Origin of the sequence: Dactylosporangium sp. NPDC050688, assembly GCF_040654515.1 — a bacterium.
In the GTDB taxonomy this organism is placed as follows: Bacteria; Actinomycetota; Actinomycetes; order Mycobacteriales; family Micromonosporaceae; genus Dactylosporangium.
Genome location: NZ_JBFAIC010000042.1, coordinates 41,177 through 67,774 on the forward strand (window position 1 = coordinate 41,177; position 26,598 = coordinate 67,774).

Genomic DNA, 26,598 nt, shown 5'->3' on the forward strand with positions numbered 1-26,598 from the left:
GTTCGTTCGGAAAGGGTGGTTACTCGGCCGGGAGCGGGGTGCGCGACTCCCAGGCCGCCCACAGCTGCGCGTACCGGCCGCCGGCGAGGAGCAGCTCGTCGTGGCCGCCCTCCTCGGCGACCCGGCCGCCCTCCAGGACGACGACCCGGTCGGCCGTCCTGGCCTGGGTGAGCCGGTGCGCGACCACGAGGGTGGTGCGCCCGGCGGTCGCAGCGAGCGCGGAGTCCTCCAGGTCGCGGGCGCCGTAGCTGCCGGCCTCCGCGGTGGCCTCGTCGAGGATCGCGACCGCCGGGTCGGCCAGCAGGAGCCGCGCGAGGGCGACCTGCTGCGCGCGGGCGGCGGTCAGCTCGTGGCCGCCCTCCCCGACCACGGTGTGCAGGCCGTCGGGCAGCGCCCCGACCCACTCGGCGGCGCCGACGGCCGCCAGGGCCGCCGCGACGTCCTCGTCGCTCGCGCCGGGCCGGGCCAGGCGCAGGTCCTCGACGAGCGGGCCGGCGAAGACATGCGTCTCCTGGCTGACGATGGCGACGTGGGTACGCAGCGTCGCCGGGTCCATGAGCGTGACGGGCATCCCGCCGATCGACGCGGTCCCCTCGGCCGGCCGCAGGATCCCGGCGGCGACGGCGGCCAGGGTCGACTTGCCGGCGCCGGTGGATCCGACCAGCGCGACCCGCTGCCCGGCCTCGATGCGCAGGCTGACGCCGTGCAGGACCTCGGGGCCACCGGGGTAGCCGAAGCGCACGCCGCGCAGCTCGAGGGCCGCGTCCCGCGGGGGCGGGCCGTCCCAGGCGGCGCCGGCCGGCTCGTCGGGGATGGTGACCACGCCGACCAGCCGGGCCAGGCCGGCGCCGCCCGCCTGCAGCTCGTCGAACGTGTACAGCAGCATCGACACCGGGTTGAACAGCCGGTGGAACAGCACGGCCGCCGCGGCGGTCCCGCCGACCGTCACCGAGCCCTGCTGCACCAGCCAGAAGCCGGTGACGACGATGGCGGTGAGCCCGGCGAACTCGGCCCGGTTGATGCGGCCGACGAGCCGGGTGAAGTAGCCGAACACCGCGACGGACACGTCCCGGGCCCGGGCCGACGCGACGTCGATGCCCTGCAGGTGCGGGGCCTCCAGCCGGTACGCGTGCACCGTGCGCAGCCCCTGCACGCTCTCCAGCAGCAGCTGGGACCGCTCGCCGACGGCGGCGCGTTCCACCGCGTAGCCGGGGCCGGAGCGGGGCAGGTACCAGCGCAGCGCCAGCACGTACAGGGGGAAGGTGACGAGCCCGGCGAGGCCGAGCCGCCAGTCGATGCCGACCATCGCGGCGATGCTCAGCGCGGCGAGCAGCACCGAGGACGTCATCGTCGGCAGCACGTCGGTGACGGCCTTGTTGACCGCGGCGACGTCCGCCCCGACCCGCGACATGAGCTCGCCCTTGCCGGCGCGTTCCAGGCGGGTGGCCGGCAGGGTGATCGCCCGCTCGACGGTGTCCTCGCGCAGCTGGGCGAGCATCCGGCCGCCGAGGCGGGCGATCAGGTAGCTCGACACGGCGGTGCTGACCCCGGCGACGAGCGCGGCGGCCACGATCACGACGGTGATGCCGACGATGTCGGAGCCCGGCGCGCCGGCGCGGACCCGGTCGACGAGGACGCCCAGGGCGTAGACGGGGGTGACGCCGGCCGCGGCGGCGAGCAGCCCGACGGCGGACGCGGCGGCCGCCTCGCCCCAGCGGGCCCGCAGCGCGCCGCGCAGCCACCGCAGCGTCTCCCGCCGGTCTGCGATCGGCAGCCGTCCGTCGCTCACCTGGGCGTCGCTCCCCGGTGCGCTGTTCGCCTGCGCGCTGTCCACCTGTTCGTCGCTCACCTGCGCGTCGCGCACCTGCGCGTCGCTCACCTGGGCGTCGCTCACCTGGGCGTCGCTCACCTGGGCGCTGTTCGCCTGGGCGCTGTTCACCGCAGCACCACCTTCCGGTAGTCGTCGTGGGTGGCGCCGAGCGCGGCGTGGCCGCCCTCGACGGTGACCCTGCCGTCGTCGACGACGACGACCCGGTCGGTGACGGCGAGCAGCGCCGGGCTGCTGGTGACGACGACGGTCGTGTACCTGCCGCCGCCCGGCTCGCCGTGGCGCAGGGCGCGCACGGCCCGGGCGATCGACTGCTCGGTGACGGTGTCGACGGCGGTGGTCGGGTCGTGCAGCACCAGGATCGGCGGGCGGGCCAGCAGCGCCCTGGCGAGGGCGAGCCGCTGCCGCTGCCCGCCGGACAGGGTGAGGCCGCGCTCCTCGACGTGCCGGTCGAGCCCGTCGGGGTGCTCGGCGACGACCTGGTCGGCCGCCGAGGCGGCGAGCGCCTCGCGCAGCAGCCCGGGGTCGTCCGCCGCGGCGGTCTGCTCCGGCGCCGGTTCCGCGGCTCCGGTACGGACGGTGACGCCGGCCGCGACCGCCAGCTCCGCGGCTGCGGTGCGGGTGGCGACGTCGGCCGCGACCGCCGGTCCCGCGGCGCCGGTACGGGCGGTGACGTTGGCCGCGACGGTGCCGGTGAACAGGTCGGTGTGGTGGGGCTCCACCAGCACGGCGGCCCTCGCGGCGGCCGGCTCCAGCTCGTGCAGCGGTACCCCGCCGACCAGGATCCCGCCCTCGAAGTCGCCGGGCGGGACCCCGCCCGCGAGCAGCCGCACCAGTGCCTCGCCGTCGGACGAGCGGGGCGTCACGATCCCGACGAACTCGCCGGGGCGCACCGTCAGGTCGAGCCCTTCCAGGCTCCCGTGCCGCAGCGCCGCAAGGACCAGCTCCGGCTCCGGCGCCGCCTGCTCCGCCGCCCCCTCGGGCAGGAGCAGGTCGGCGCCGAGGACGAGGGCGGCCCGGTCGGCGGACGCGCGGGCCTCGGCGACCCAGCTCGGCACGATCGCGAGCAGCCCCATCGGCTCGAGCAGGAACTGGGCCAGGCCGATGACCATGATGAACTCGCCGACGCTGATGCGGCCGTCGAGGGCGAACCAGCCGGCGAGCACCGCGACGCCGCAGGCGAGCAGGGCGCTGCCGGCGGTGGAGAACGCCAGGGACCGGCTGGTGGTGGCGGCGGCCCGCAGCGAGGCGCGTAGCGAGTCCTGGCTCACGTCACGGTACCGGCGGGCGGCGGCCCGTTCGGCGCCGAGCCCGCGCAGCGGCCGGACCCCGCTGACCAGGTCGGTGGCCAGGGCGGTGGCCTTGCCGGCGAGCTCCTGCTGTTCGGTGACCCGGCGGGTGATGAGCGGGCCGGCGAACTGCATGCCGACCAGCACGACCGGGGTACCGACGAGCACGACGAGCCCGAGGCGCCAGTCGACGGCGAGCAGCACGGCGGCGCTGACCGCGGTGGCGGTGATCGCGCCGGCGATGCGCGGCACGTAGTCCAGCAGGTAGGACACGTTGTCGGCGTCGGTGCTGGACACCGTGAGCAGCTCACCGGCGCGCAGGTCGGTGCGCAGCCGCCGCGGGTGCACGATCTTCGCGGCCAGTTCGCCGCGCAGCAGGTACGCCTCGTTGGCGATGGCGAGCATCAGCTGGCGGGCGCCGAAGCGGTAGCACAGGTGCAGCACGACGAAGAGCGCGCCGAGCGCCGCGACCCACAGCAGCAGGGCCGTGCCGTCGCCGGGCGCGACGGCCCGGTCGATGCCGACGCCGATGAGCACCGGCACCGTCGCCTCGGCGAGCTGGTGCAGGCTGATGAGGCCGGTGCCGGCGGTGAGCCGGGCCCGGTTGCGGGTGATGGACCGCCGCAGGATGCGGGAGCCTGTGACCGGCGCCATCTCAGGCGGCCGCGGCGGTGTCCCGCGCCATGCTCTCGCGGAGGCTCCTGGGCCGCAGGTCGGTCCAGTGGCGGTCGACGTAGTCCAGGCACTCCTGGCGGCCGGTCCCGCCGTTCTCGCCGAAGACGATCCGCCAGCCGGCCGGCACCGCCGCGAACGTCGGCCACAGCGAGTGCTGGTCCTCGTCGTTGACGAGCACGAAGAAGGTGCCGTTCTCGTCGTCGAACGGGTTGCTGGACATGCTGGTCGTTCCCCTTTCAGGAAAGGTTGCGGGTCAGAGCGGCGTGGCGTGCAGGGCGCCGGCGCGCGGGATGACCAGCGGGGTGCCGGTCTCCGGGTCGGGGATGATGCGGCACGGCAGGCCGAAGACGTCCTCGACGAGGTCGCCGGTGACGACGTGCCGCGGGTCGCCCTCGGCGACGATGACGCCGGCCCGCATCACCACGATGTGGTCGGCGTAGCGGCAGGCGTGGTTGAGGTCGTGCAGGACGGCGACCATCGTGGTGCCCTGCTGGCGGTTGAGCCGCAGGCACAGCTCGAGCAGCTCGACCTGGTGGGCGATGTCCAGGAACGTGGTCGGCTCGTCGAGCAGCACGATCGGGGTCTGCTGGGCCAGCACCATCGCGACCCACACCCGCTGCCGCTGCCCGCCCGACAGGGTGTCGACCAGCTCCCCCGACAGCTCCTCGACGCCGGTGGCGTCCATCGCGGCGGCGACCGCGGCCTCGTCGGCGACGGACCACTGCCGCAGCAGCCGCTGGTGCGGGTACCGGCCGCGGGCGACGAGCTCGGCGACGGTGATGCCGTCCGGCGCGACGGAGGACTGCGGCAGCAGCCCGAGCCGCCGGGCGACCTCCTTCGCCGGGTACGCGTGGATCGCCTTGCCGTCCAGCAGCACCTGCCCCTTCGACGGGGTGAGCAGCCGCGACAGGGCGCGCAGCAGCGTCGACTTGCCGCAGGCGTTGGGCCCGACGATGACGGTGAACCGCCCGTCGGGGACGGTCAGGTGCAGGTCGGTGCTGATCGTCTTGCGGTCGTAGCCGACGGTGATGCCGTCCGCGCGCAACCGGGTCATGCTCGTCTCCTCGCCTGGCGGACCAGTAGCCACACGAAATACAGGCCGCCGAGCGACACGGTGACCACGCCGACCGGCAGCTGCGTCGGCGCGAACACCCGCTGCGCCGCGTAGTCGCTCGCCATGAGCAGCAGGGCGCCCATCGCGGCGGACGGGGCCAGGGCGATCCCGGCGGTGCGGGCCAGCCGGTGCGCGAGCTGCGGCGCGGCGAGGGCCACGAACGAGATCGGCCCGGCGACCGCGGTCGCGGCGGCGATCAGCGCCACGCCGAGGGCGAGGTACGCCAGGCGGGTGCGCTCGACGGCCACGCCGACCGCGGCCGCGGCGTCGTCGCCGAGCTCCAGCATCTGCAGCTTGCGGCCGAGGGCGAGCACGGCGAGGCACAGCAGGCCGATCGCGACGGCGGCCGGCGTGACCTGGGGCCAGCCGAGGCCGTTGAGGGTGCCCTTGCCCCAGATCGTGGCGGACACGGCGGTCTGCAGGTCGACCTTGATGATGAACCACTGGTTGACGGAGCTGAGCAGGGCGCTGACGGCGATGCCGACGATGATGAGCCGGAAGCCCTGCACGCCGCGGCGCAGCGACAGCACGTAGACCAGGGCGGCGGTGGCGATGCCGCCGATCAGGGCGGCGGTGGCGGTCTGCGGGTAGCCGCGGCCGACGAACACGACGCAGACGAGCACGCCGGTGTACGCGCCGGTGCTGAAGCCCAGCACGTCGGGGCTGCCGAGCGGGTTGCGGGTCAGCGCCTGGAAGATGGCGCCGGACAGGCCCATCGCGGCGCCGGCGAGCAGGGCGAGCAGGACCCGGGGCAGGCGCCACTCGACGACGACGAGGCGCACCGCGCGGGAGCCCTCGCCGGCGAGCGCCTGCAGCACCTCGGCCGGGGTGGCGGGGAACTCGCCGCTGCCCAGCGCGACGACGGCCACCCCGGCCGCGGCGAGCAGCAGCACGAGGCTGGTGACGGCGGTGCGGACCCCGGCGCGGACGGATACGGCCGGACCGAGCCGCAGCACCAGCGACGACCGTCCGAAGTCGACACTGCGCCGCCCGGCGGTGCCGGCCTTGGTGGCGGTGCCGGGCTTGGTGGCGGTGCCGGGCTTCACAGCGCGCTCGCCGAACGCCGGCGGACCAGCCAGATGAGCACGGGCGCGCCGATGAACGCGGTCACGATCCCCGCCTGCAGCTCGCCGGGGCGCAGCACGACCCGGCCGACGATGTCGGCGGCGAGCAGCAGCGTGGGGCCGCCGACGAGGGTGAACACGAAGATCCACCGCTGGTCGGGCCCGGTGATCCAGCGCGCCACGTGCGGCACCATGAGCCCGACGAAGCCGATCGGCCCGACCGCCGCGGTCGCCGCGCCGGCGAGCAGGGTCACCGACAGCACCGCGGCGGCCCGGGTGCGGCCGAGGTTCGCGCCGAGCGAGCGGGCCAGGTCGTCGCCGAGCGCGACGGCGTTCAGCGACCGGGCCACCAGCAGCCCGAGGACCAGCCCAACGGCCACGAACGGCGCGACCGCGCCGATGACGTCCCAGCCGCGGCCGGTGAGCGCGCCGACGTCCCAGAACCGCAGGTAGTAGAACGCCCTCGGGCGTACCAGGCGGACCCCGGCGGCGATGCCGTCCAGCACGGCGCCGAGCGCGACGCCGGCCAGCAGCAGCCGCACCGGGGTCGCGGCACCGCGGCCGGCGGCGGCGAGGGCGTACACCAGCAGCATCGCCACGACCACACCGGCGAACGCGAACCACACGTAGGCGGTGATGCTGGACAGGCCGAGCAGCCCGATCGCGACGGCGACGAACAGCCCGGCCCCGGCGTTGATGCCGAGCACCTGCGTGTCGGCCAGGGGGTTGCGGGTGACCGCCTGGATGACGGCGCCGCAGATGCCGAGGGAGGCGCCGACCAGGACCGCCAGGACGGTGCGCGGCACCCGCAGGTCCCGCACGATCGACTGGTCGCCGGTGCCGGTGTAGTGCGTGAACGCGTCCCAGATGGTGGCCGGCGACAGGTTCTTGGTACCCACGGCGATGCTGAGCAGGCAGCACACCGCGAGCACCGCGACGGACCCGGCGAGCCACGCCGCCCGCCGGGCGTTCGTGGCGGCCAGGCCGGCGGGTGCGGCGGGCCGCCCGGTCTTCGCGGCGGGCACCACGGCACGCCCGGGTGCCTGGTCGGGACGTGCCGTGGTGAGCATCGCCGCGCCGGCCTGGGCCGGCGGCTCCGCCGGGGCCGAGCGGGTCACGCGTAGGAGGCGGCTCGGCCCGAGCCGGACAGTGCGGGCTCCGCGTGGCGCCGGCCGCAGACCGACTCGAGGATCTCCGCGGAGCGGATCGCGGTGTTGGACAGCAGCGAGGAGCTGATGCCGTGGGTGTGCTCCGTGCCGCCCTGCAGGTAGATCCCGGCCCGTACGCCGGCGTCGGTGCGCACCCGGTAGTCGCGCTCGACCACGGCGCGGCCCTGCTCGTCGTACTGGCAGCGGCCGGCGAGCTCGCCGAGCAGCGGGAACGGGTCGGCCGGCGCGTAGCCGGTGGCGCAGACGAGCACGTCGGCGTCCAGGACGGTCCGCGCGCCGGTCAGCATCGACTCGACGGTCACGGCGACCCGGCCGGCGATCTCCTCGGCGGCGGTCAGCCGGGACACGTTGAGCAGCCGCAGCCGCTGCGAGCCGAGCACCTTCTCGCGGTAGACCCGCTTGTAGAGCGCCTCGATGAGGTCGGTGTCCACCACGGAGTAGTTGGTGTTGGCGTGGTACCCCAGCAGCATCGCCTTCACCTGCGTGGACGCCTCGAAGTAGTCGTCGACGGCGAGCGGGTCGAAGATGCGGTTGGCGAAGGGGCTGTCGTCGGCGGGGCTGTAGCCGTAGCGGGACAGCACGCCGCAGACCTCGGCCGACGGGAAGCGCTCGTGCAGGAACGCGGTCACCTCGGCCGCGCTCTGCCCGGCGCCGACGACGACGAACCGGGACGGGTCGGTGCCGGCCAGACCGTCCACGTTGGTCAGCAGGTCGCGGCTGTGCCAGATCCGCTGGGACGCTGCGATGCCGGGCGGCAGCGCCGGGCGCAGGCCGCTGGCGAGCACGACGTTGCGGGTGCGCACGACGCTGCGGGCGCCGGTGGCGTCGCGGACCTCGACGTCGTAGGCGTCCACGACGTCGTCGGTGACGACCGGGCAGACGGCCGTGACGTCTAGGCCGTAGCGGACCATGTCCTGCACGCGGACGGCCGCCCACTCCAGGTAGTCGTGGAACTCGACGCGCAGCGGGAACAGGCTCTTGTGGTTGACGAAGTCGATGAGCCGGCCGCGCTCGTGCAGGTAGCACAGGAAGCTGAAGGAGCTCGTCGGGTTGCGCATGGTGACGAGGTCCTTGAGGAACGACACCTGCATCGTCGCGTCCTCGATGAGCATGCCGCGGTGCCATCCGAACGCGGCCTGCCGCTCCAGGAACAGCGCGCGCACCGGCGGCGCGGCCGCGGCGGCGTTGCGCTCGTGCACGGCGATCGCGAGCGCCAGGTTCGAAGGACCGAAGCCCACCCCGACCAGGTCGAAGACCTGCACGGTGTCCTCCTGGCGCAACTGAGGCATCGCAGTCCCATCGTTCACGTCGAGACCGGCTCGACCGTTCCGGCGCTGCACACCCGGCGGTGTGAAGTTAGGGCAGCCTAACCTAAGTTCCGTGCCTTGTCACGATCAGGTCGCCGCCTGTACCCAGAATGAAGGGTAGACTAACCTAACCTCCGATTGAAGGCTATGGCATCGAAACCCGCCACTCATTCAGGAGGTCCCATGCGCGTCGTCATGTTCGGATATCAGACCTGGGGCCATCGCACGCTCCAGGCGCTGCTGGCCTCCGAGCACGAGGTCGCGCTGGTCGTGACGCACCCGGCGAGCGACCACCCGTACGAGCGGATCTGGAGCGACTCCGTGGCCGACCTCGCCGCCGAGCACGGGGTCGAGGTCCTCATCCGGGACCGGCCCGGCGACGCCGAGCTGCTCGACCGGCTCAAGCTGGCCGACCCGGACGTGATCGTCGCGACGAACTGGCGCACCTGGATCCCGCCGGAGATCTTCGAGCTGCCCCGGCACGGCACCCTCAACGTGCACGACTCGCTGCTGCCCGCCTACGGTGGCTTCTCACCGCTGATCTGGGCGCTCATCAACGGCGAGCGGGAGGTCGGGGTCACCGCGCACATGATGGACGCCGGGCTCGACGCCGGCGACATCGTGCTGCAGCGGGCGGTCCCCGTCGGCGACCGGGACACCACGACGGACCTGTTCCACAAGACCCTGGCCCTGTTCGGCCCGATCACCGTCGACGGCCTGGACCTGATCGCGTCCGGGCGCACCGACTGGACGCCGCAGGACCGCTCCAAGGCGAGCTTCTTCCACAAGCGGGCCGAGGAGGACAGCCGCATCGACTGGACCTGGCCGGCGGAGGACCTCGACCGGCTGGTGCGGGCGCAGTCCGACCCGTACCCGAACGCGTTCACGTACCACCGCGGCCACCGCATCCGCATCGTCGGCGCCTCGGTCTCCAAGGGCCTGTACGGCGGCACCCCCGGCCGGATCTTCATCCGCGAGGGCGACGCCGTGGTGATCGTGGCCGGCACCGAGGCCCGCCGCGGGCGCAGCCACGGCCTGGCGGTGGAACGGATCCGCACCGAGGACGGCACCGAGATGGCCGCTACCGACTACTTCACCACGATGGGCGGCTACCTCACCGCCGGCCGCTGACCCTCAACCGGCGGTGCCGCGCCGGGCCGCGGCTCACTGCGTCCGGCGCACGGATCGCGGCGCACGGCTCGCGGCGCCGGCGGGCTCAGCCGCACCGCTTGGCCGGCTGGGCCCCGGTCGTGGCGCCGGCCGTCGCCATGGTCTCGGCGCCCGGCGGGTCCGAGGCGTCCGCGGCCGGCGGGTCCGACGCCACCGCCGACTCGGCGGCCGAGGCGGTGACCGTCACGGACCTGCTGGCCGCCGGGGTCTTCGGCGCCGCGGACGCCGCGGTGGCACCCGGGCGCTGCACGGTGCCGACGGCCAGCGTGACCCCGCTCAGCGTCGTGCGCCGCCCGGCGGTGTCGGTCGCGCGGATCGTGAACGGCCCGGTGCCGGCGCCGTTCTGGGCGATCCAGTAGTTGTAGTCGGTGTGGCTGAGCGCCTTCCAGCCGCCGCCGGACTGTATCTCCACACTGGACAGTGGGTTGCCGGTGTTGTCCAGGCGCAGCGCCAGCCAGTACCGTGACGAGCCCTCCTTCACCCGGACCGTCATCGGGCCGGGCACCGGCGGGTTGACGACCTTGCTGTAGGTCACCTTGATGACGCCGGCGACCGGGTCGCCGATCTTCGCGAACGCCTGCCGGCTGAGGTCCAGATGACCGGGGGTGCACTCCGGGCAGCGGTCGGTGACCTTGACCCGGACCGTGCCCTTGGGCCCCTTCACGTCCAGGTATCCGCCGCACGCGGCGCCGGCGGCGTACTCGGCGTTGCCGAGGGCCACCACCATCGGGTTGGCCACCTGGTCGAACGAGCAGTTGCCGCCGCCGTCGGCCGCGTAGTAGGTCGCCTGCCCGGACGACACGGCCGCGGCGCAGGCCGCACCGGACGCCTGCGCGACGAGCGCGACGGTCGCGGTGCCCGCGACGACGGCGCCGGCGGCCGCGACCACCCACGTGCGACGACGCAGCCACCACGGCGAGGGTTCGGGGTTGTCGAGCACGTCCGGCATCGTAGCCGGGGCCCGGCCGCCACCGGCGCCGCCAAAGCAACGCTTAAGGCTGCCCACAACCGCCGCTGCGGCTCGCACCACGTCCACCGCGGCCGCCGCCGGGCGTCACGGTGTCGCGGCGCGGCCGGCTCAGCGCAGGCCGGCGAACAGGTCGCGCTCCGGCAGCGGCGCGCCGGTCGTGTCCCGCACCCGCACGAACGTCTCCACGCCCATCAGCTCCGTGAACGTCTCCTTGCCCATGCGCAGGAAGAAGATGTTCTCGCCCTGGCTGGCATGGGCGGCGAGCGCGTCGAACTTCTGCGACCCGTACGCCTTGGTGTCGACCCACGTCGAGATCTCCTCGTCGGGCAGGCCCATCGGCGGGCCGGCCGGCGGCTCGTCCGGGTCCGGCTCGGGGAACTCGACGCCGAGCTCGCGCAGCTTCCGGCCGAACGCCTCCATCCCGGAGCGCGGCACCGTCGTCCAGTACACCTTGGCCGGGCTGCCGGTCAGCTCGACCGCCGCCATCGTGATGCGGTGCGCCTGGATGTGGTCCGGGTGGCCGTAGAAGCCGTTCTCGTCGTAGGTGACGATGACGTCGGGCTCGTACTTGCCGATCAGCTCGGCGAGCCGCTGCGCGGCGTCCTGCACGGGCGTGGTCCAGAACGAGCCAGGCGCGTCGTTCGCCGGCCAGCCCATCATCCCGGAGTCGGGGTAGCCGAGCACCTCCAGGTGCGTGACCTTCAGCGCGGCGCAGCTGGCCTCCAGCTCCCGCAGGCGCATCTCGGCGACCGCGTCGGGGTCGTGCCCGGGCTCCCCCGGCTTGACCCCGCCCGGCCCGTCGCCGCAGCGCCCGTCGGTGCACGTCACCAGGACCGTCGTGATGCCCTCGTCGGCGTACTTCGCCAGCACGCCTCCGGTGCCGGTCGCCTCGTCGTCGGGGTGCGCGTGCACCGCCATCAGCGTCAGGGGTCGCTCAGCCATGCACCCACCCTATCCACGCCGCGCCGGTGCCGGTGCCCGCGCTCAGCCCCGGCCCCGGCCCGGAACCGGGCGGCGACCCCGCGCAGCTGCTCAGCGGTGCTGCTCAGCTGCTGCACGGACTGGGTGGCGGCGGTGCTGGCGCCGGCCATCCGTTCGGTGGAGGCGACGTTGGCGGTGGCGAACGCGCCGACCTCGTCCAGCGCGGTGCGCAGCGTGCCGGTGCCAATCGCGATCCGCTCGAACGCGCCGCGGGCCTGCTCGTCGACGACCCGGACGGCGTCGGCGCTGGTGCGCTGGATGTCGGCGATCAGGGTGGAGATGGACGCGGCCGCGGTGCCGCTCTCCTCGGCGAGGAGCCGGACCTCGCCGGCCACCACCGAGGAGGGCGCGCATCGGGGGTCACTTCCAGTGAGAACGGGCAGCCTCCGGTCTCATCGGTACCGATGCGCCGTTCCTGAGAAGTTGCGGGGACGGTGCCGTCACACGGTGATGACGACCTTCGCCCTCGCGTGGTCGACCTCGAGGTACCGCACCGCCTGCGCCGCCTCGCCGAACGGGAACGTGCGGTCGATGACCGGGGTCAGCGCGCCGGCCTCGGCGAGCTCGCGCAGCGTGGCGAGGTTCTCCCGGCTGGGCACCGCGGTGAGCACGAGCACCCGGTGACGCACGAAGCGCGACACCAGCCGCCCCCGGGTGAGCAGGCCCATCGGGCCGAAGAGGCTGCCGCCCTCGAAGACGCCGCCGCCGGACAGCACGAGGGTGCCCGCCGGTGCCAGCACCCGGCGGCAGTCCGCGAGGGAGCGGTTGCCGACGAGGTCGAACACGACGTCGTACCGGACGTCGCCGGCCCGGGTGAAGTCCTCCTTGGTGTAGTCGATGACGCGGTCGGCGCCCAGGGACCGGACCAGGTCGAGGTTGCGGGTGCTGCACACGGCGGTGACCCGGGCGCCGAAGGCCTTGGCCAGCTGGACGGCGAACGTGCCGACCCCGCCGGACGCGCCGTTGATGAGCACGTGCTGCCCGGTGCGGAGCCCGGCCGCGTCGCGCAGGCCCATGAGCGCCGTGTTGGCCGCCAGCGGCAGCGCGGCGGCCTGCTCGAACGTCAGGTTCGCCGGCTTGACCTCCAGCGCCCCGGTCTCGGGGACGCGCACGTACTCGGCGAACGCGGCGTCGCTCTCGCCGAACACCTCGTCGCCGGCGCGGAACCGGGTCACCCCGGCGCCGACGGCCTCGACGACGCCGGCGAAGTCGGTGCCGCGGACCCGCACCTTGGGCGCGCCGAGCCCGAAGGCCAGCCGGGCCAGGTACGGGTCGCCCCGCATGACGTGCCAGTCGCGGGCGTTGACGGAGGCCGCGTGGACGCGGACGAGCACCTCGCCCGCGGCGGCGACGGGTGGCTCGACGTCGCCGAGCCGCAGCACGTCGGCCGGGCCGTAGCGGTCCTGGACGATCGCCTTCATGGGTCCTCCTGTGTGATCCGTCCGGCAGGTGTACGGCGTACACCTGCTGTCTTGACGGTAGGGTGTACGGCGTACACCCGTCAAGGGGCGATAATGTCGGCGGCTGCGGGAAGGGACGGGTGGTCGAGTTGACGCAACAGGTGGACACGGCCCGCCGGGCACCCCTGACCAGGGACCGCGTCCTGCGCGCCGCCGTCGAGCTGGCCGACGGCACCGGGATCGACGCGCTGAGCATGCGCAAGCTCGCCCAGGCGCTCGGCGTCGTGCCGATGGCGCTGTACAAGCACGTCGCCAACAAGGAGGAGCTGCTCGACGGCATGCTCGACGTGGTGGTCGGGGAGATCGACCCGCCCGCCGCCGGCGACGGCTGGCAGCCCGCCGTCCGGCAGCGGATCCTGTCCGCACGCCGGGCCCTGCTGCGCCACCCGTGGGCGTCGCGGGTGCTGGAGTCACGGACCGCGCCGACGCCGGTCGTGCTGGCCTACATGGACTCGATGATGGGCATGTTCCGGTCCGGCGGCTTCTCCGTCGACCTCACCCACCACGTGATGCACGCGATGGGCAGCCGCATCCTGGGCTTCTCGCAGGAGCTGTTCGGCACCCCGGCGGCCGGCTCCCAGGACGCCGCCGCCGGCGTGGATCCGGAGACGGCCCGGCAGATGGCCGCGCGGTTCCCGTACATCACGGAAATCACCACGCAGGTCGCGCACGACGACGCGTCGGTGGTCGGCAGCGGCTGCGACGACCAGTTCGAGTTCGAGTTCTCCCTCGACCTGCTGCTGGACGGCTTCGAACGGCTGCGCCGCGAGGGCTGGACGTCCCGCTGACCCCCGCCCCGCGCGGGACGGCGCGGGGTGGGCACCGTCGGCGACAATCGGCGCCGGGGGGTGCGCATGGCAGAGGAGCCGGAGCTCGGCGGCAGTGTCGCAGGGACGTTGCGGATGGCCGCGCTGATGACCGCCCGGCGGGCGCAGCCGCCGCGGGTCGTGGACGCCTCGACGCTGCTGATGCTGAGCGCGGGTGGCGAGTCCTCCCGCGTGAAGGCCGTGCAACGGGTGGTCCGCCGGGTGACGGCCGACCCCGGGTATCAGGCCTGGAGGCCACCGGCCACGCCGTGGACGGACGGCCTGCTGGACGACGCCGGCTCCGGCGTGGTGTCCCAGGCGCTGCGGGAGGCGCTGCTGGCGCCCCGGGCCACCGGGTGGCCGAAGGGCGGGCCGGTGCGCTGGCATGTGTCCGTGGCGGCGGCGTTGTGGGCGGCGCTGGACGAGGCCCGGCAGGCCGGGGTCGGCGTCGCCGGGCACATCCACCTGGTCGCCGGCCTGTTGCGCGACCCGGCCGGGGCCCTGGAAGGGGTACGCGCCGACGCGGACGAGCTCATCGCGGCGCTGCGCGCCGAACCGGCCTGGCGGGAGCCGGGCGAGCCGCACCTGCCGGCGGTGGCGCAGCTCGACATGGCCCGGGAGCTGCACGACCGCACCGGCCTGCTCGGCTGGTTCGACCGCCGGCTGCGCGACGGCGAGGTCGGTGACAGCCGGTACGGCAGCGCGGTCGCGCCGAGCGTCATGTGGGAGGCGATGCGCCAGGCGGTCCGGCTCGACGACGGTCCGGTCACCGCCGCGCACCTGCTGCTCGGGGTCGTCAGCACGGGTGCGCAGCTGCGCACCGCCGGCCGGACGCTGCGCGAGGGGCTGCGGCCGTACGACAGCGCGCCGGACGTCCTGCACGCGCACGGGCTCACCGCGCGGCGGGCCGTCGAGCTGCTGCCTGCGGTGCGCCCGGCGGACCCCGTCGTCGTGCCGAAGGGCCGTTCCCAGCGCGTCATCCGCACGATCTGGCCGGCGTGGACCGCGGAGGCGGTCGGGGTCGTCGACCGGGCCGTCGAGCTGGCCCGCGCCGCCGGGCATCCCGCGACCGGGTCGTCGCACCTGGTGCTCGCGGCCCTGCACGACGCGGCGGCCGCGAACGACACGGACGGCACAGCAGTGCCGCTGTTGCGGGCCGCCGGTGCCGACCCCGCGGCCGTTCGGGCCGCCGTAGAGCAGGGGCTGGCGGCGGTCGAGGCCGCGCCCTCGCCGGGGAGACGCGCCGATCGGTCCCCGGCGAAGGCGCGGCGGCTCAGCCCTTGACCGATCCGGTGAGGCCACCGACGATGTGCCGTTCGGCGAACACGAAGAAACCGATCGCGGGGATCATCGACGCCGCGGTGTAGGCGAGGATGCGGGCCGTGTCCTGGGAGAACTGGGACTGGAACGCGGCCACGCCGAGCGGCAGGGTGAAGTTCGACGGGTCGCTGAGCACCAGCAGCGGCAGCAGGTAGGCGTTCCAGCTGGTGACGAAGGCGAGGATGGCCACCGTCGTCAGCGCGGGCCGGCTCAGCGGGATCAGGATCCGCCAGAAGAAGCCGAGCCGCCCGGCGCCGTCCATCGCCGCCGCGTCCTCCAGCTCGCCGGGGATCGCGGCCATGAACGGGCGCAGGATGACGATCGTGATCGGCAGGGCGAACGCGGCCTGCGGCAGCGCCACCCCGAACGGGTTCTCCAGCAGGTCGAGCTCGCGCAGCAGCAGGTACAGCGGGAGGGCCGCCGCGGTGAGCGGGAACAGCAGGCCCAGCGTGAACAGCGTGTACAGCGACTCCCGCCCGCTGAACGTGTAGCGGGACAGCGCGAACGCGGCCATCGCGCCGACGCTGACGGCGAGGCCGGTGGTGATGACGGAGATGAGCGTGCTGTTGCCCAGCGCCTGCCAGAACACCTCGGAGCTGAGCACGTCGGCGTAGTTGCCCAGGTTCCACGGGCTCGGCCAGCCGACCGGCTCGTTGTTGATCTGGGCGTTGGTGCGGAACCCGCCGAGGATGGTGAACAGCAGCGGCACGACGGTCACGCCGACGACGAGCACGACGACGAGGTACGTGAACGGCGTCCCCAAGGACAGGCGTTTCTTCATGCCGGTCACCTCTTGGTCCCAGTCAGTGCGCCCTGCAGGTCGCGGCGCAGCGCGAAGCGCTGGTACAGCAGGGCGAAGATGAAGCACACGACGAAGAGCACGACGGCGACGGCGCTGCCGAACCCGAACTCGTACCGGCTGAAACCGTGGTCGAGCAGGTAGGTCGCCATGGTGGCCGAGGCGCTCGCCGGACCGCCGAGCGTCATGATCCACACCAGGTCGAACAGTTGCAGCGACCCGATGACGGACAGGAAGATCCAGATCCGGATGGTGGGGCCGAGCAGCGGCAGCACGATGTGGCGGGTGGTGGCCCACGCGGAGGCACCGTCGGTGGAGGCGGCCTCCCGCAGCTCGGCCGGGATGCTCTGCAGCCCGGCGAGGAGCAGGATGACACCGAAGCCGATGTACTTCCAGGTGATGACCACGAAGAGCGTGTAGAGCACCAGGTCACCGTCGGCCAGCCAGTGCTGGATCAGGCCACCGAGGCCGGCCGCGTTGAACATCTGGTCGACCAGACCGCCGGGCTGCAGCATCAGCAGCCACACGACCGCGGTGATGGCCTCCGACAGCACGTACGGCGCGAAGACCACCAGCCGCAGCACCGCCCGCCCGCGGATCTTCCGGTTGAGCAGCAGCGCCAGGGCGATCGACAGCGGCAGTTGGATGACCACGGACAGCACCGCGATGATCAGGTTGTGCAGCAGCGCGGACCGGAAGACCTCGTCCTCCAGGACCCGCTGGTAGTTGCCCAGCCCGTACGGGGTGCGGGGGCTGAAGCCGGTCCATTTGTAGAAGCTGTAGTAGACGGCGACCGCGATCGGCAGCAGCACGAACCCGACGAACAGCACGAGGGCCGGGCTGAGCAGGAGCGCGAGTTCCAGCCGGGTGCCGAGGCGCCCCGGCCGGCGGGCCGGCCGCGATGACTCGCGGCCGGCCTGCTTCGCGGGCGCCGTTGCGGCGGCAACGGTTCCCATCACTGACCCATCACTTGTTCGCGACCGCCTTGTTGAAGGCGTCGACGATGCCCTGCGGGCTGCCCTTGCCGGCGAAGAAGTCGGCAATGGCGTCGTTGAGTGCCTGCCCGACGCTCGTGGGCAGAGCCTGGTCGAAGTACACCTGGATGTACGGCGCCTTGTTCAGGTACTCCTGCACGGTCTTGAGCGTGGGGTCCTGGATGGCGGAGATCGCACCCGGGTTCGCCGGGAGGCTGATCGTGTTGCTCTGCACCAGCTTCTGCTGGACCGGGACGCTGGCGATGTACTTGAGGAAGTCGGCGCACGCCGCGCCGGCCTTGACGGCGCAGGAGTAGCCGTCGCCGCCGCCGAGCGCGGTCCCGGGCGTGCCCTTGCCGCCGGGGACGCTCGGGAACTCGAACCAGCTGAGCTTCTTGGCGTACTCCTTGTCCTCGGTCAGCGGGATCATCGTGGGCAGCTCCCAGTCACCCTGCAGCTCCATCGCGGCCTTGCCGTTGGCGACCAGACCGGCGGAGCTGCCGGCGCCCTGCTGGGCGGGGGTGCCGAGGAAGGCCTCCTGGAACGGCTTGGTGTCGAGGAACGCCTTGAGGTCCTCGCCGGCCTTGACCCAGCACGGGTCGTCCATCTTGAGGTTCTTCACGGTGTTCTTCACGGTGTCCAGGGCGCACTCGCGGATCGCGAAGTAGGACCACCAGAAGGCGTCGGGCCACTTGTCCTTGCCGCCGAGCGCGATCGGGGCGATGCCCTTGGCCTTCAGCTTGGTGACGGCGGCGTTGAGCTCCTCCATCGTCTTCGGCGGGGAGGTGATGCCCGCCTGCTCGAAGAGGTCCGTGCGGTACCAGAAGCCGACGACGTGCAGGCCGAACGGCACGCCGTACTGCTTGCCCTCGACCTGCCAGCCCTTGGCGCCGGCGCCGAGCTCGGAGATCCAGCTCGAGGTCGCGTCGGTGATGTCCAGCAGCTTGCCGGACTCCACCTGCGTGGCCAGGGCGCCGCCGCCCCACTGCTGGAAGATGCTCGGCGGGGTCGGCGACTGCAGCGCCACCGAGATCTTGGTCTTGAGTGCCTCGTTCTGTGCCGGTTCGACCTTGAACGACACGTTCGGGTGTTCAGCGTGGTACTGGTCGGCGATCGACTGCCAGACGCCCTTGGCGGGGTCCTGGGCGCCGTTGTGCCACCAGGTCAAGGTCGTGGCGGCATTCGGGTCGCCGCTCGATCCGGGTTCGTCGTCACCGCATGCGGTCAGGGAGGGGACCGCCACCGCAAGTGCGATGGCAATCGTGGCCAGCCTCCGTGGGGTGCTCAGGCGGACGTTCAAAGTGATCATCTCCTGACGGGGGCGAGCCGAGCCGAAGGGCTCGGCCCTCGATGACCGCAGATCCTCCGCCTCGGGAAGTCCGCTTGTCAATCGTTGTTGATATCGTTATCGGAAGTTACTCTGCCCTCGTGAAGCCCAGTTCTCGAATCACGATCCGGGACGTCGCCGCGACCGCGGGCGTCTCGGTGGCGACGGTGTCCAAGGTGCTCAACGCCCGTTACGGGGTGTCTGCCGCAACCAGCGCACACGTCCAGTCCGTCATCCGCGAGCTGGGCTACGAGGCGAGCCTCGTGGCGCAGAGCCTGCGCAACCACAAGACCAACGTGATCGGCATCCTGGTCGCCGACCTGGAGCCGTTCAGCACCGAGCTGCTCAAGGGCGCCGCTAAGGCGATCAAGGGCACCGGCTACGAGCTGGTCGTCTACTCCGCCGGCGGGCGCACCAGCGACCAGGCCGGCTGGGAGCAGCGCTACCTGTCGCGGCTGTCCGGCACCCTCATCGACGGCGCGGTCCTGGTCACGCCGACCGTGGTCGACGTCGACTACGGCACCTCCGTGGTGGCCGTCGACCCGCACGCCGGCCCGTCCGGCCTGCCGACCGTCGACTCGGACAACCTCAACGGCGCCAGGCTCGGCACCCAGCACCTGCTCGACCTCGGTCACCGCCGCATCGCGATGATCACCGGCCGGCCCGACCTGGAGTCCTCCAGGCTGCGTGAGCGGGGCTTCCGGGAGGCGATGCACGACGCCGGCGTGCCCGTCGACCCGGACCTGATCCAGGTCGGCGACTACGACCCGGACTCCTCGGCCGCCGCGGCCCGGCTCCTGCTCGAGGGCCCGGACCGGCCCACCGCCATCTTCGGCGCCAACGACGTCTCGGCGATCGTCGCGGTGGAGGTCGCGGCCTCGATGGGCCTGCGGGTCCCCGACGACCTGTCGGTCGTCGGCTTCGACAACGTGCCGGAGGCGGCCCTGGCCAGCCCGGCGCTCACCACCGTCGAGCAGCCGATCCACGCCATGGGCCACCGCGCGATCGAGCTGCTCATCAAGCTGATCCACAACGAGCCGGTCGACACCACACACGTGCGGCTCACGACCCGCCTCGTCGTGCGCCAGTCGACCCGCACCGTCTGAAACCTTCCAAACGTCCCAGCTCAACGTCCCCAGGCACGTCCCAGGCACGTTCCCAGCGTCCCGAGACGCCGTGCGCAACGCCGCGCGCGGCGTCCAGTGCCACCCTGCAACGAACATTGGAGCCCCGAGCGTGACACTCGACAGCGGCGTCTCCGCCGGAACCTGGCGGGACACCACGGCGCCCGCGTCCGCACGCGTGGCCGACCTGATGACCCGGATGACTCTGCGCGAGAAGGTGGCGCAGATGTACGGCGCCTGGCTCGACGTCAACGACAGCGCCGGTGAGGTCGCGCCGCACCAGCACGACCAGACGCCCGAACCGATCGACTGGGCCGCCGTGCTGCCCCACGGCATCGGCCAGGTGACCCGGGTCTACGGCACGACGCCGGTCGCGCCGGCCGACGGTGCCCGGCGCGTCGCCCACCTGCAGCGCGAGATCGTCGCGGCCGGCCGGTTCGGTATCCCGGCGATCGTCCACGAGGAATGCCTGACCGGCCTGGCGGCCTGGCAGGCGACCATCTACCCGGCGCCGCTGTCCTGGGGCGCCAGCTTCGACCCGGAGCTGGTCGAGCGGATGGGCGCGCAGATCGGGCGCACCATGCACCGCCTCGGCATCCAGCAGGGCCTGGCCCCGGTCCTGGACGTGGTCCGGGACCTGCGCTGGGGCCGGGTCGAGGAGACCATCGGCGAGGACCCGTACCTGGTGGGCACCATCGGCGCGGCGTACGTGCGCGGCGTGGAGTCCGCGGGCGTCGTGGCCACCCTCAAGCACTTCGCCGGCTACTCCGCCTCCCGCGCCGGGCGCAACCTCGCGCCGGTGTCGATCGGGCCGCGCGAGATCGCCGACGTGCTGCTGCCACCGTTCGAGATGGCGCTGCGCGCCGGCGCCCGCTCGGTCATGAACAGCTACACCGACGTCGACGGCGTCCCTGTCGCCGCCGACCCGGCGATGCTCACCGACCTGCTGCGCGACCGGCTGCGCTTCGAGGGCACCGTCGTGTCGGACTACTTCTCGATCGCGTTCCTGCAGACGCTGCACGGGGTGGCCGCCTCCCGGGCCGACGCGGCGGCGCTGGCGCTGCGCGCCGGCATCGACGTGGAGCTGCCCGGCGCCAACTGCTACGGCGCCCCGCTGCTGGACGCGGTCGAGGCCGGCGACGTCGACGAGGCCCTCATCGACCGGGCCGTCGCCCGCATCCTGCTGCAGAAGTGCGAACTCGGCCTCCTGGACGCCGACTGGCGGCCGGAGCCGCCGGCGCTGGACGAGCAGGGCACGGCCGTCGACATCGACGAGCCCGACGCGCGGGACCTGGCCCGGCGGCTCGCGGAACGCTCCGTCGTGCTGCTGCGCAACGCCCCGGTCGACGGCGCCCCCGTGCTCCCCCTGGCACCCGGGGCGCGGCTCGCGGTCGTCGGCCCCGGCGCCGCGGAGTGGGGCGCGATGCTCGGCTGCTACTCCTTCCCCCGCCACGTCCTCGTGCACCACCCCGACGTGCCCGCCGGCGTGTCCGTGCCCTCGGTGCTCGACGCGCTCAAGACCGGGCACGACGTGACCTACGCGCTGGGCTGCCCGGCGCTCGGCGGCGACGACGAGCAGATCGCCGCCGCGGCCGAGGCCGCCGCCGGCGCCGACGTCTGCGTCGCGGTCCTCGGCGACCTGTCGGGGCTGTTCGGTGGCGGCACGTCCGGGGAGGGCTGCGACGCCGTCGACCTGCGGCTGCCCGGCCGGCAGGAGGAGCTGCTGGAGGCGCTGCTGGCCACCGGTACCCCGGTGGTGCTGGTGCTGCTGGTGGGCCGCCCGTACGAGCTGTCCCGGCAGGTCGACCGGCTCGCCGCCGTGGTCTGCGGGTTCTTCCCCGGCGAGGAGGGCGCCGCCGCGATCGAGGGCGTCCTCAGCGGGCGGGTCGACCCGGCCGGCCGGCTGCCGGTGAGCTTCCCGGGCGCCGGCGGCAGCCAGCCGTCGACCTATCTCGCCGCTCCGCTGGCGGCCAGCAGCGGCGTCAGCACCGTCGACCCGACGGCGCTGTTCCCGTTCGGCCACGGCCTGTCGTACACGCCGACGACGTGGGGCGAGGTGGGCCTCGAACCGGCCGGTGGCTGGGCCACCGACGGCACCGTCGAGCTGGCGGTGCCGGTGAGCAACGACGGGGACCGTGCGACGAGCACCGTCGTGCAGGTGTACCTGCACGACCCGGTCGCCGAGGTGGCCCGCCCCGAGCGGCAGCTGATCGCCGCGGCCCGGGTCGACCTGGACCCGGGGCAGTGCCGCACGGTCGTGTTCGGGCTGCACGCCGACCTGCTGTCCTACACGGGACGCGACGGGCGGCGGCTGGTCGAGCCCGGCGAGGTCGAGCTGCGGGTGGCGCGTTCCAGCGCCGACGTGCACGCCGCGGTGCGGGTCCCGGTCGTCGGGCCGCGCCGGGTCGTCGGGGCCGACCGGCAGCTGCACCCCCGGGTCACGATCACCGGCTGAGCAGGCAGTACAAGGGCGGGACCCCGGCCGGGGTCCCGCCCTCTTCGTGCGGTCAGACGAGCGTGCAGGCGCTGCCGTTCAGGGTGAACGCGGGCGGCCGGCCCGTGTCGCCCGTGTGGTTGGCCTGGAACCCGAACGACGTCGAGCCGCCCGGCGGGATCGACCCGTTGTAGCTCACGTTGCGGGCCGTCACCGCGCCCGAGGTGGGGCTGACGGTCGCGTTCCACGCCGACGTGACGCTCTGCCCGGCCGGCAGCGTGAAGCCGAGGGTCCAGCCGTTGACGGCGGTGGAGCCCGCGTTGGTGATCGTGACGGCCGTGGTGAGCCCGGTGTTCCAGGCGTTCACGGTGTACGACACCCGGCAGCCGCCGACCGGCACCGACGCCGACCCCGAGGGCGAGGCCGACGCAGAGGCCGACGGTGACCCGGACGGCGACCGGGACGGCGACGCCGAGGACGGCGACGGGCTCGTGCCCCCGGACAGCCCGAAGAACGCGATGACCATGGCGGCCTGCCCGGCCAGCGGCAGCGAGTGCCCGACGCCGGCGATGCTGATGCCCTCGACCGGTGCCATGGTGCCCGCGCTGCCGTAGCGGGTGCGGGTCCAGTTCTGCTGCGGCTGGTCGGTGAACACCGGCGTCTGGCTGACGCCGAGCACGTTGGTCCACTGTTCGATCTCCTCGCCGAAGTTCGGGTAGGCGAGGGTCGTGTCGGTGGTGCCGTGGAACACCTGCATGCGCGGGCGGGGCCCGCTGTACCCGGGATAGGCGGCCCGGACCAGGTCACCCCACTGCTGCGGAGTCTTGTTCAGCTGCCCGCTGGAGCAGGTGCTGTTCCAGGACGAGCCGTCGGTGGTGGCGAAGCACCCGAACGGCACCCCCATGAACGCGGCGCCGGCCTTGAACACGTCCGGGTAGTCGCCGAGCAGCACGTTGGTCATCATGCCGCCGGACGACGCGCCGGTCACGAAGATCCGGTCCGGGTCGACGTTGTAGCGCTGCTGGACGTAGGTGACCATGGACATGATGCCGACCGGGTCGCTGCCGCCACCACGCCGCAACGCCTGCGGCGACGACACGTCGAAGCAGTTGCCGCTGCGGGTCGCGGACGGGTAGATCACGATGAACCCGTACCGGTCGGCGAGCGACGCGAACTCGGTGCCGGAGTAGAACGCGGGGCCGGAGCCGGTGCAGTAGTGCACGGCCACGACGACCGCCGGCCGGGCGGCGACCGTGTTCGGCACGTACAGGTGCATGCGCAAGTTGGTCGGGTTGGTGCCGAAGCCGGTCACCTCGGTCAGGGTGGCGGCGGCCGCCGGCGACGCGACCAGGGTGACGCCGGCGACCGCGACGGCCGCCACGGCGACGGCCGCGCCCAGGAGCCTGCGGAGGACACGCATCTGCCGCTCCTTTCAGCTCGCGGCGCAGCTCGGGGTCAGGGTGCCGGCGGTACCGTTCGCCTGGAAGCCGAACTCCGTCGACTGGCCCGCGCCGACCTGGCCGTTGTAGGAGACGTTGCTGAAGACGTTGCCCGACCGGCTGGTGTTCCAGGCGTTGGTGACGGTGACGCCCGACGGCAGCGGCAGGGTGACGGCCCAGCCGTTGGTGCCGTTCGCGCCGGCGGTGACGCGGAGCGTGGCCACAAACCCGCCCTGCCACTGGTCGACCCTGACGACGGTGGCGGTGCAGCCGCCCGACGGGATCGGCGGCGGGCTGGAGCTGGAGCTGGGGCTGTTGCTCACCGGCGGGCTGCTCGGCGGCGTCGAGGTCGGGTTGCCCCCGCCGAGCGCGGCCAGGGTGCTGGTGTAGGCGGCCTTCTTGTTGCCGTTGCCGTCGAAGAGCAGCGGGGTGCCGGACGCGCGCCACGAGTCGCTGTCGCGGATGCCCCACACCGTGATGCCGGTGCAGCGGGTCACGGCCAGGCAGGCCTGCACGACGCGGCGGTAGTTGTCGGCCTGGGCGGTGCCGGAGCCCTCGATGTCCAGCTCGGTGATCTGCACGTCGACGCCGAGGTTGGCGAAGCGCTGCAGGTTGGCCTGGTAGTCCGACGGCACGGGGCTGGCGGAGTTGAAGTGCGACTGGAAGCCCACGCAGTCGATCGGCACGCCACGGGACTTGAAGTCCTGCACCATCGCGTAGACGGCGTTGGACTTCGCGTTCTGCCCGTCGGTGTTGTAGTCGTTGTAGCACAGCTTCGCGCCCGGGTCCGCGGCCCGCGCGGCACGGAACGCGACCTCGATCCAGTCGTTGCCGGTGCGCTGCAGGCTCGAGTCCCGCCGCGCCCCGGAGCCGCCGTCGTCGAACGCCTCGTTCACCACGTCCCAGGCATAGATCTTGCCCTGGTAGTGGGTGGCGACCTGGGTGACGTGGTTGACCATCGCGTTGCGCAGCGCGGTGCCGGACAGGTTCTGCGCCCAGCCCGGCTGCTGCTGGTGCCAGGCCAGGGCGTGCCCGCGGACCCGCTGGTTGCGCGCCAGCGCCCGGTTCACAATCTGGTCGGCGGAGCTGTACGAGAACGAGCCCTGCGACGGCTCGGTCGCGTCCCACTTCATCTCGTTCTCCGGCGTCACCATCCCGAACTCGCGGTCCAGGATGCCGGTGTAGACCGAGTCGCTGAGCTTGTACGCCGCGACCGCCGTGCCGAAGTACCGGCCCTGCTCGGCGGCTGCGGCGTGCAGCGTGGACGCCGCGGCGTCGGCGCTCGACGCGATGCCCAGGGCGACGACGACCGCCAGGGCACCGGCCCCGGCGGCGCCGAGCGCCCGTTTCCGTGTCTTGTCCATTGCCAAGCCCTTCGTTTCGAAAACATTGTTCGGCGGGGGACCTGATCAGCATCAGGGAATCGACAGACGGCAACCCGTGCCGACGTCCGGATTTCCCCGCCGCGGCCGGGGTTGCCCTGCTGGAGGCGGGCAGCGGCGCAGTTTTCGAAAAACCAAAACTGAAACTTTCATTGATCTGCGCACGAGTTTCTTGATTCGATGTCGGTGCGCCGCACGCGGCCGGACGAAAGGACCAGGAAATGGTGCCGTTACGGTTCGAAGGCCACCGCGACGCGGCCGGTCCGCTCACCGCCGGCCAGCGCAACATCGCCAAGTGGCTGCTCAACGCGCCGCACGCGCCCGCCGCCGTCCTCGATCACACCTTCGCCGTCCCGCCGGGCACGACCGTCGAGGACGTCGCCGCGTGCCTGCGGGTGCTGCTGTGCCGCCATGAGGGGCTGCGCAGCACGTACCGGCTCGGCGACCCCGGCGAGCAGCGGGTCCTGGCCGCCGGGTCGCTGCCGCTGCTGGTCCACGACGCCGACGGTGGTGGCGACGCCCCCGACGGTGGCGGCGCCGGTGCCGCTGCGCGGCTCGTCGCGCTGTGCCGGGCGGAGCCGTTCGACGTCGCCGCCGAGCCGCCGGTCCGCTTCGGCGTCGCCGTCACCGCCGCGGGACTCGTCACCGCCGCGGTCATGGTGTGCTCGCACCTCGCCGTGGACTTCCAGGCCCTCGCGGTGCTGGACGCCGAGTTCGCCGAGATGATCCGCGACCCGGCCGCCCGGGTGCCCGGCGAGCCCCGTCCCCAGCCGCTGGACCGCGCCGCGCTGGAGGACCGGCCGGCCCGACGCCGGCGGATGGACCAGGCGGTGCGGCACTGGGCACGGGCGCTGCGGGTCGCGCCGGCGCACCCGTACGCCAAGCCGCGCACCGCGCCGCCGGCCGCGTCCGGCGCCGGCACGGGATCCGGCGCGTGCGGCATGTCATCGCCCGCCGCGGCCATGGCGCTGGAGCACGTCGCGGCCCGCACCGGCGCGAGCCGCCCCGCGATCGTGCTGGCCGCGTTCTGCGCGCTGCTGTCCCGCCGTACCGGCGACGCCACCTGCACCTTCGTGACCCTGTCGGCGAACCGGTTCGAGTCCGACCTGCTCCGCTACGTCGGCACCCTGGCGCAGGCCACGTTCCTGACCGTCGAGGTCGGCGACTCGGGCTTCGACGCGCTGGTGCGCCGCTGCTTCGGCGCGGTGCTGCAGGCCGGCCTGCACGGCGCGTACGACGTGCACCGCCAGCACGAGCAGTCGACCCGCATCGTCGCCGAACGCGGGATCGCGCCCACGTTCGAGCCGATGTTCAACAGCATCGTGATGGACACCCGCGCCCCGGCGCCGGGGTCCCTGCGCGACATCGCGCTGGCGCCCGCCACCGAGACCCAGTGGGTCGACCTGCCCGCCACCGACATCCTGCTGCGCTTCGACCTCGGCAGCGTCGACGGCGCGCTCATCGCCCGGGTCTGGACCGGCGACACCTCCCGGGTCAGCCCGGCGGAGGCCGAGTCGCTGCTGCTGGCCCTGGAGCGGCTCGTCATCGCCGCGGCCGGCGGCGACCTCGATCACGCCGGCATCGTCGGCGCGCTCGGGCTGGCACCGATCCAGCGGCCCCCGGGCTGGCTGCACATCGACCACTGCTGGGTCGACGTCGCCGAGGTCCAGCGCCTCCTCGACGACGCCCTCGCCCCCGCGGTCTGCCGGGTCTTCCCCGGCGTCGACGGCGTCCCGCTCACCGCCTACGTCGCCGGCGGCCCCGCCACCGCGCAGGAGGCGCACGAGCGGTGCCTGGCCGCGCTGCCCGGGCGGCACGCCGCGATGGCGCCGCAGCGGTACGTCCTGTGTGGACAGTCCCCGGCCGACCCGGCGCTGCTCGCCGCCTGGCAGGCCGAGCCGGTCCTGGCCGAGGGCTCCGGCCGCACCGGCGACCTGGCGCTGAGCGCCGTCTGACCCGCCCTACC

Annotated in this window: 22 protein-coding genes; 6 read left to right on the plus strand and 16 right to left on the minus strand. The window is 73.5% G+C overall.

The annotated features are described in order from the left end of the window. Positions 1-19 precede the first annotated feature (19 nt). From AB0H83_RS32190 to AB0H83_RS32220, 7 genes are read right to left on the minus strand one after another with little or no spacing between them, the layout of a single operon-like run. A complete protein-coding gene (locus AB0H83_RS32190) occupies positions 20-1,939 on the minus strand; it encodes an ABC transporter ATP-binding protein (RefSeq protein ID WP_360101579.1) in 1,920 nt (639 codons plus the stop codon). Continuing rightward, the gene (locus tag AB0H83_RS32195) at positions 1,936-3,771 is read right to left on the minus strand and encodes an ABC transporter ATP-binding protein (RefSeq protein WP_360101581.1); all 1,836 of its coding nucleotides are present in this window, start codon (positions 3,769-3,771) and stop codon (positions 1,936-1,938) included. The genes AB0H83_RS32190 and AB0H83_RS32195 overlap by 4 nt, the downstream gene beginning before the upstream one ends. 1 nt (position 3,772) lies before the next feature. Then, on the minus strand, positions 3,773-4,012 hold the full coding sequence (locus AB0H83_RS32200) for an MbtH family protein (protein WP_360101583.1): 240 nt from the start codon (positions 4,010-4,012) through the stop codon (positions 3,773-3,775). A 33-nt stretch (positions 4,013-4,045) separates the two neighbouring features. Beyond that, positions 4,046-4,846, minus strand: coding sequence for an ABC transporter ATP-binding protein (locus tag AB0H83_RS32205; protein ID WP_360101585.1), 801 nt, complete (start codon positions 4,844-4,846; stop codon positions 4,046-4,048). Continuing rightward, positions 4,843-5,952 (minus strand): iron chelate uptake ABC transporter family permease subunit, encoded by a 1,110-nt coding sequence (locus tag AB0H83_RS32210; RefSeq protein ID WP_360101587.1) that lies wholly within the window; start codon positions 5,950-5,952, stop codon positions 4,843-4,845. Before AB0H83_RS32210 ends, AB0H83_RS32205 begins: the two co-directional genes overlap by 4 nt. Then, positions 5,949-7,088, minus strand: coding sequence for an iron chelate uptake ABC transporter family permease subunit (locus AB0H83_RS32215; RefSeq protein ID WP_360101589.1), 1,140 nt, complete (start codon positions 7,086-7,088; stop codon positions 5,949-5,951). The genes AB0H83_RS32210 and AB0H83_RS32215 overlap by 4 nt, the downstream gene beginning before the upstream one ends. After that, positions 7,085-8,428, minus strand: coding sequence for a lysine N(6)-hydroxylase/L-ornithine N(5)-oxygenase family protein (locus AB0H83_RS32220; RefSeq protein ID WP_360101591.1), 1,344 nt, complete (start codon positions 8,426-8,428; stop codon positions 7,085-7,087). The genes AB0H83_RS32215 and AB0H83_RS32220 overlap by 4 nt, the downstream gene beginning before the upstream one ends. A gap of 201 nt (positions 8,429-8,629) precedes the next feature. On the opposite strand from AB0H83_RS32220, the gene AB0H83_RS32225 reads away from it, so the two are divergent. Beyond that, positions 8,630-9,577, plus strand: coding sequence for a methionyl-tRNA formyltransferase (locus tag AB0H83_RS32225; RefSeq protein WP_360101593.1), 948 nt, complete (start codon positions 8,630-8,632; stop codon positions 9,575-9,577). 85 nt (positions 9,578-9,662) lie between these two features. Here the strand turns inward: AB0H83_RS32225 and AB0H83_RS32230 are convergent, their stop codons facing one another. From AB0H83_RS32230 to AB0H83_RS32245, 4 genes are all read right to left on the minus strand, one after another. Continuing rightward, on the minus strand, positions 9,663-10,556 hold the full coding sequence (locus AB0H83_RS32230) for an expansin EXLX1 family cellulose-binding protein (protein ID WP_360101595.1): 894 nt from the start codon (positions 10,554-10,556) through the stop codon (positions 9,663-9,665). 138 nt (positions 10,557-10,694) lie between these two features. Continuing rightward, positions 10,695-11,528: a PIG-L family deacetylase gene (locus AB0H83_RS32235; protein WP_360101597.1), complete on the minus strand. Its 834-nt coding sequence runs from the start codon at positions 11,526-11,528 to the stop codon at positions 10,695-10,697. After that, on the minus strand, positions 11,510-11,902 hold the full coding sequence (locus AB0H83_RS32240) for a hypothetical protein (protein WP_360101599.1): 393 nt from the start codon (positions 11,900-11,902) through the stop codon (positions 11,510-11,512). Before AB0H83_RS32240 ends, AB0H83_RS32235 begins: the two co-directional genes overlap by 19 nt. Positions 11,903-12,007: 105 nt before the next feature. Then, on the minus strand, positions 12,008-12,988 hold the full coding sequence (locus AB0H83_RS32245) for an NAD(P)-dependent alcohol dehydrogenase (RefSeq protein WP_360101601.1): 981 nt from the start codon (positions 12,986-12,988) through the stop codon (positions 12,008-12,010). A gap of 128 nt (positions 12,989-13,116) precedes the next feature. Between AB0H83_RS32245 and AB0H83_RS32250 the strand changes: the two genes are divergently transcribed. Both AB0H83_RS32250 and AB0H83_RS32255 read left to right on the plus strand, forming a co-directional pair. Then, the gene (locus tag AB0H83_RS32250) at positions 13,117-13,815 is read left to right on the plus strand and encodes a TetR/AcrR family transcriptional regulator C-terminal domain-containing protein (protein WP_360101603.1); all 699 of its coding nucleotides are present in this window, start codon (positions 13,117-13,119) and stop codon (positions 13,813-13,815) included. A gap of 66 nt (positions 13,816-13,881) precedes the next feature. Beyond that, positions 13,882-15,117 (plus strand): Clp protease N-terminal domain-containing protein, encoded by a 1,236-nt coding sequence (locus AB0H83_RS32255; RefSeq protein WP_360101605.1) that lies wholly within the window; start codon positions 13,882-13,884, stop codon positions 15,115-15,117. Here AB0H83_RS32255 and AB0H83_RS32260 read toward each other — a convergent pair. Genes AB0H83_RS32260 through AB0H83_RS32270 form a run of 3 tightly spaced genes read right to left on the minus strand, consistent with a single transcriptional unit; the run spans position 15,107 to position 18,169 of the window. After that, positions 15,107-15,934 carry a carbohydrate ABC transporter permease gene (locus AB0H83_RS32260; RefSeq protein ID WP_360101607.1) on the minus strand — a complete coding sequence of 276 codons (828 nt, stop codon included), beginning with the start codon at positions 15,932-15,934 and terminating at the stop codon, positions 15,107-15,109. The two genes, AB0H83_RS32255 and AB0H83_RS32260, sit on opposite strands and share 11 nt — an antisense overlap. A 5-nt stretch (positions 15,935-15,939) precedes the next feature. Beyond that, positions 15,940-16,908 (minus strand): sugar ABC transporter permease, encoded by a 969-nt coding sequence (locus AB0H83_RS32265; protein ID WP_360101609.1) that lies wholly within the window; start codon positions 16,906-16,908, stop codon positions 15,940-15,942. Positions 16,909-16,918: 10 nt separating this feature from the next. Next, positions 16,919-18,169, minus strand: coding sequence for an extracellular solute-binding protein (locus AB0H83_RS32270; protein ID WP_360101611.1), 1,251 nt, complete (start codon positions 18,167-18,169; stop codon positions 16,919-16,921). Between the two features lie 185 nt (positions 18,170-18,354). Here AB0H83_RS32270 and AB0H83_RS32275 point away from each other — a divergent pair, with 185 nt between their 5' ends. Together AB0H83_RS32275 and AB0H83_RS32280 are read left to right on the plus strand one after the other, a co-directional pair. Then, a complete protein-coding gene (locus tag AB0H83_RS32275) occupies positions 18,355-19,359 on the plus strand; it encodes a LacI family DNA-binding transcriptional regulator (protein ID WP_360101613.1) in 1,005 nt (334 codons plus the stop codon). A gap of 130 nt (positions 19,360-19,489) precedes the next feature. Then, positions 19,490-21,832: a glycoside hydrolase family 3 N-terminal domain-containing protein gene (locus AB0H83_RS32280; protein WP_360101615.1), complete on the plus strand. Its 2,343-nt coding sequence runs from the start codon at positions 19,490-19,492 to the stop codon at positions 21,830-21,832. Positions 21,833-21,884: 52 nt separating this feature from the next. On the opposite strand, the gene AB0H83_RS32285 is transcribed toward AB0H83_RS32280, so the two are convergent. Further along, positions 21,885-23,231 carry a PHB depolymerase family esterase gene (locus AB0H83_RS32285; protein WP_360101617.1) on the minus strand — a complete coding sequence of 449 codons (1,347 nt, stop codon included), beginning with the start codon at positions 23,229-23,231 and terminating at the stop codon, positions 21,885-21,887. 12 nt (positions 23,232-23,243) lie between these two features. Then, positions 23,244-24,614, minus strand: a complete 1,371-nt coding sequence (locus AB0H83_RS32290; protein WP_360101619.1) for an endo-1,4-beta-xylanase — start codon at positions 24,612-24,614, stop codon at positions 23,244-23,246. Between the two features lie 239 nt (positions 24,615-24,853). Between AB0H83_RS32290 and AB0H83_RS32295 the strand changes: the two genes are divergently transcribed. Then, entirely contained in the window at positions 24,854-26,587 is a 1,734-nt protein-coding gene (locus tag AB0H83_RS32295) for a condensation domain-containing protein (RefSeq protein ID WP_360101621.1), read from the plus strand. The last annotated feature ends 11 nt before the right edge of the window (positions 26,588-26,598 follow it).

Excerpts from the sequence above, each read along its gene's own strand:
- AB0H83_RS32195 (WP_360101581.1), bottom strand. The coding sequence starts at position 3,771 with ATGGCGCCGGTCACAGGCTCCCGCATCCTGCGGCGGTCCATCACCCGC.
- AB0H83_RS32200 (WP_360101583.1), bottom strand. The coding sequence starts at position 4,012 with ATGTCCAGCAACCCGTTCGACGACGAGAACGGCACCTTCTTCGTGCTC.
- AB0H83_RS32205 (WP_360101585.1), bottom strand. The coding sequence starts at position 4,846 with ATGACCCGGTTGCGCGCGGACGGCATCACCGTCGGCTACGACCGCAAG.
- AB0H83_RS32220 (WP_360101591.1), bottom strand. The coding sequence starts at position 8,428 with ATGCCTCAGTTGCGCCAGGAGGACACCGTGCAGGTCTTCGACCTGGTC.
- AB0H83_RS32225 (WP_360101593.1), top strand. The coding sequence starts at position 8,630 with ATGCGCGTCGTCATGTTCGGATATCAGACCTGGGGCCATCGCACGCTC.
- AB0H83_RS32235 (WP_360101597.1), bottom strand. The coding sequence starts at position 11,528 with ATGGCTGAGCGACCCCTGACGCTGATGGCGGTGCACGCGCACCCCGAC.
- AB0H83_RS32245 (WP_360101601.1), bottom strand. The coding sequence starts at position 12,988 with ATGAAGGCGATCGTCCAGGACCGCTACGGCCCGGCCGACGTGCTGCGG.
- AB0H83_RS32255 (WP_360101605.1), top strand. The coding sequence starts at position 13,882 with ATGGCAGAGGAGCCGGAGCTCGGCGGCAGTGTCGCAGGGACGTTGCGG.
- AB0H83_RS32260 (WP_360101607.1), bottom strand. The coding sequence starts at position 15,934 with ATGAAGAAACGCCTGTCCTTGGGGACGCCGTTCACGTACCTCGTCGTC.
- AB0H83_RS32265 (WP_360101609.1), bottom strand. The coding sequence starts at position 16,908 with ATGGGAACCGTTGCCGCCGCAACGGCGCCCGCGAAGCAGGCCGGCCGC.
- AB0H83_RS32285 (WP_360101617.1), bottom strand. The coding sequence starts at position 23,231 with ATGCGTGTCCTCCGCAGGCTCCTGGGCGCGGCCGTCGCCGTGGCGGCC.
- AB0H83_RS32290 (WP_360101619.1), bottom strand. The coding sequence starts at position 24,614 with ATGGACAAGACACGGAAACGGGCGCTCGGCGCCGCCGGGGCCGGTGCC.
- AB0H83_RS32295 (WP_360101621.1), top strand. The coding sequence starts at position 24,854 with ATGGTGCCGTTACGGTTCGAAGGCCACCGCGACGCGGCCGGTCCGCTC.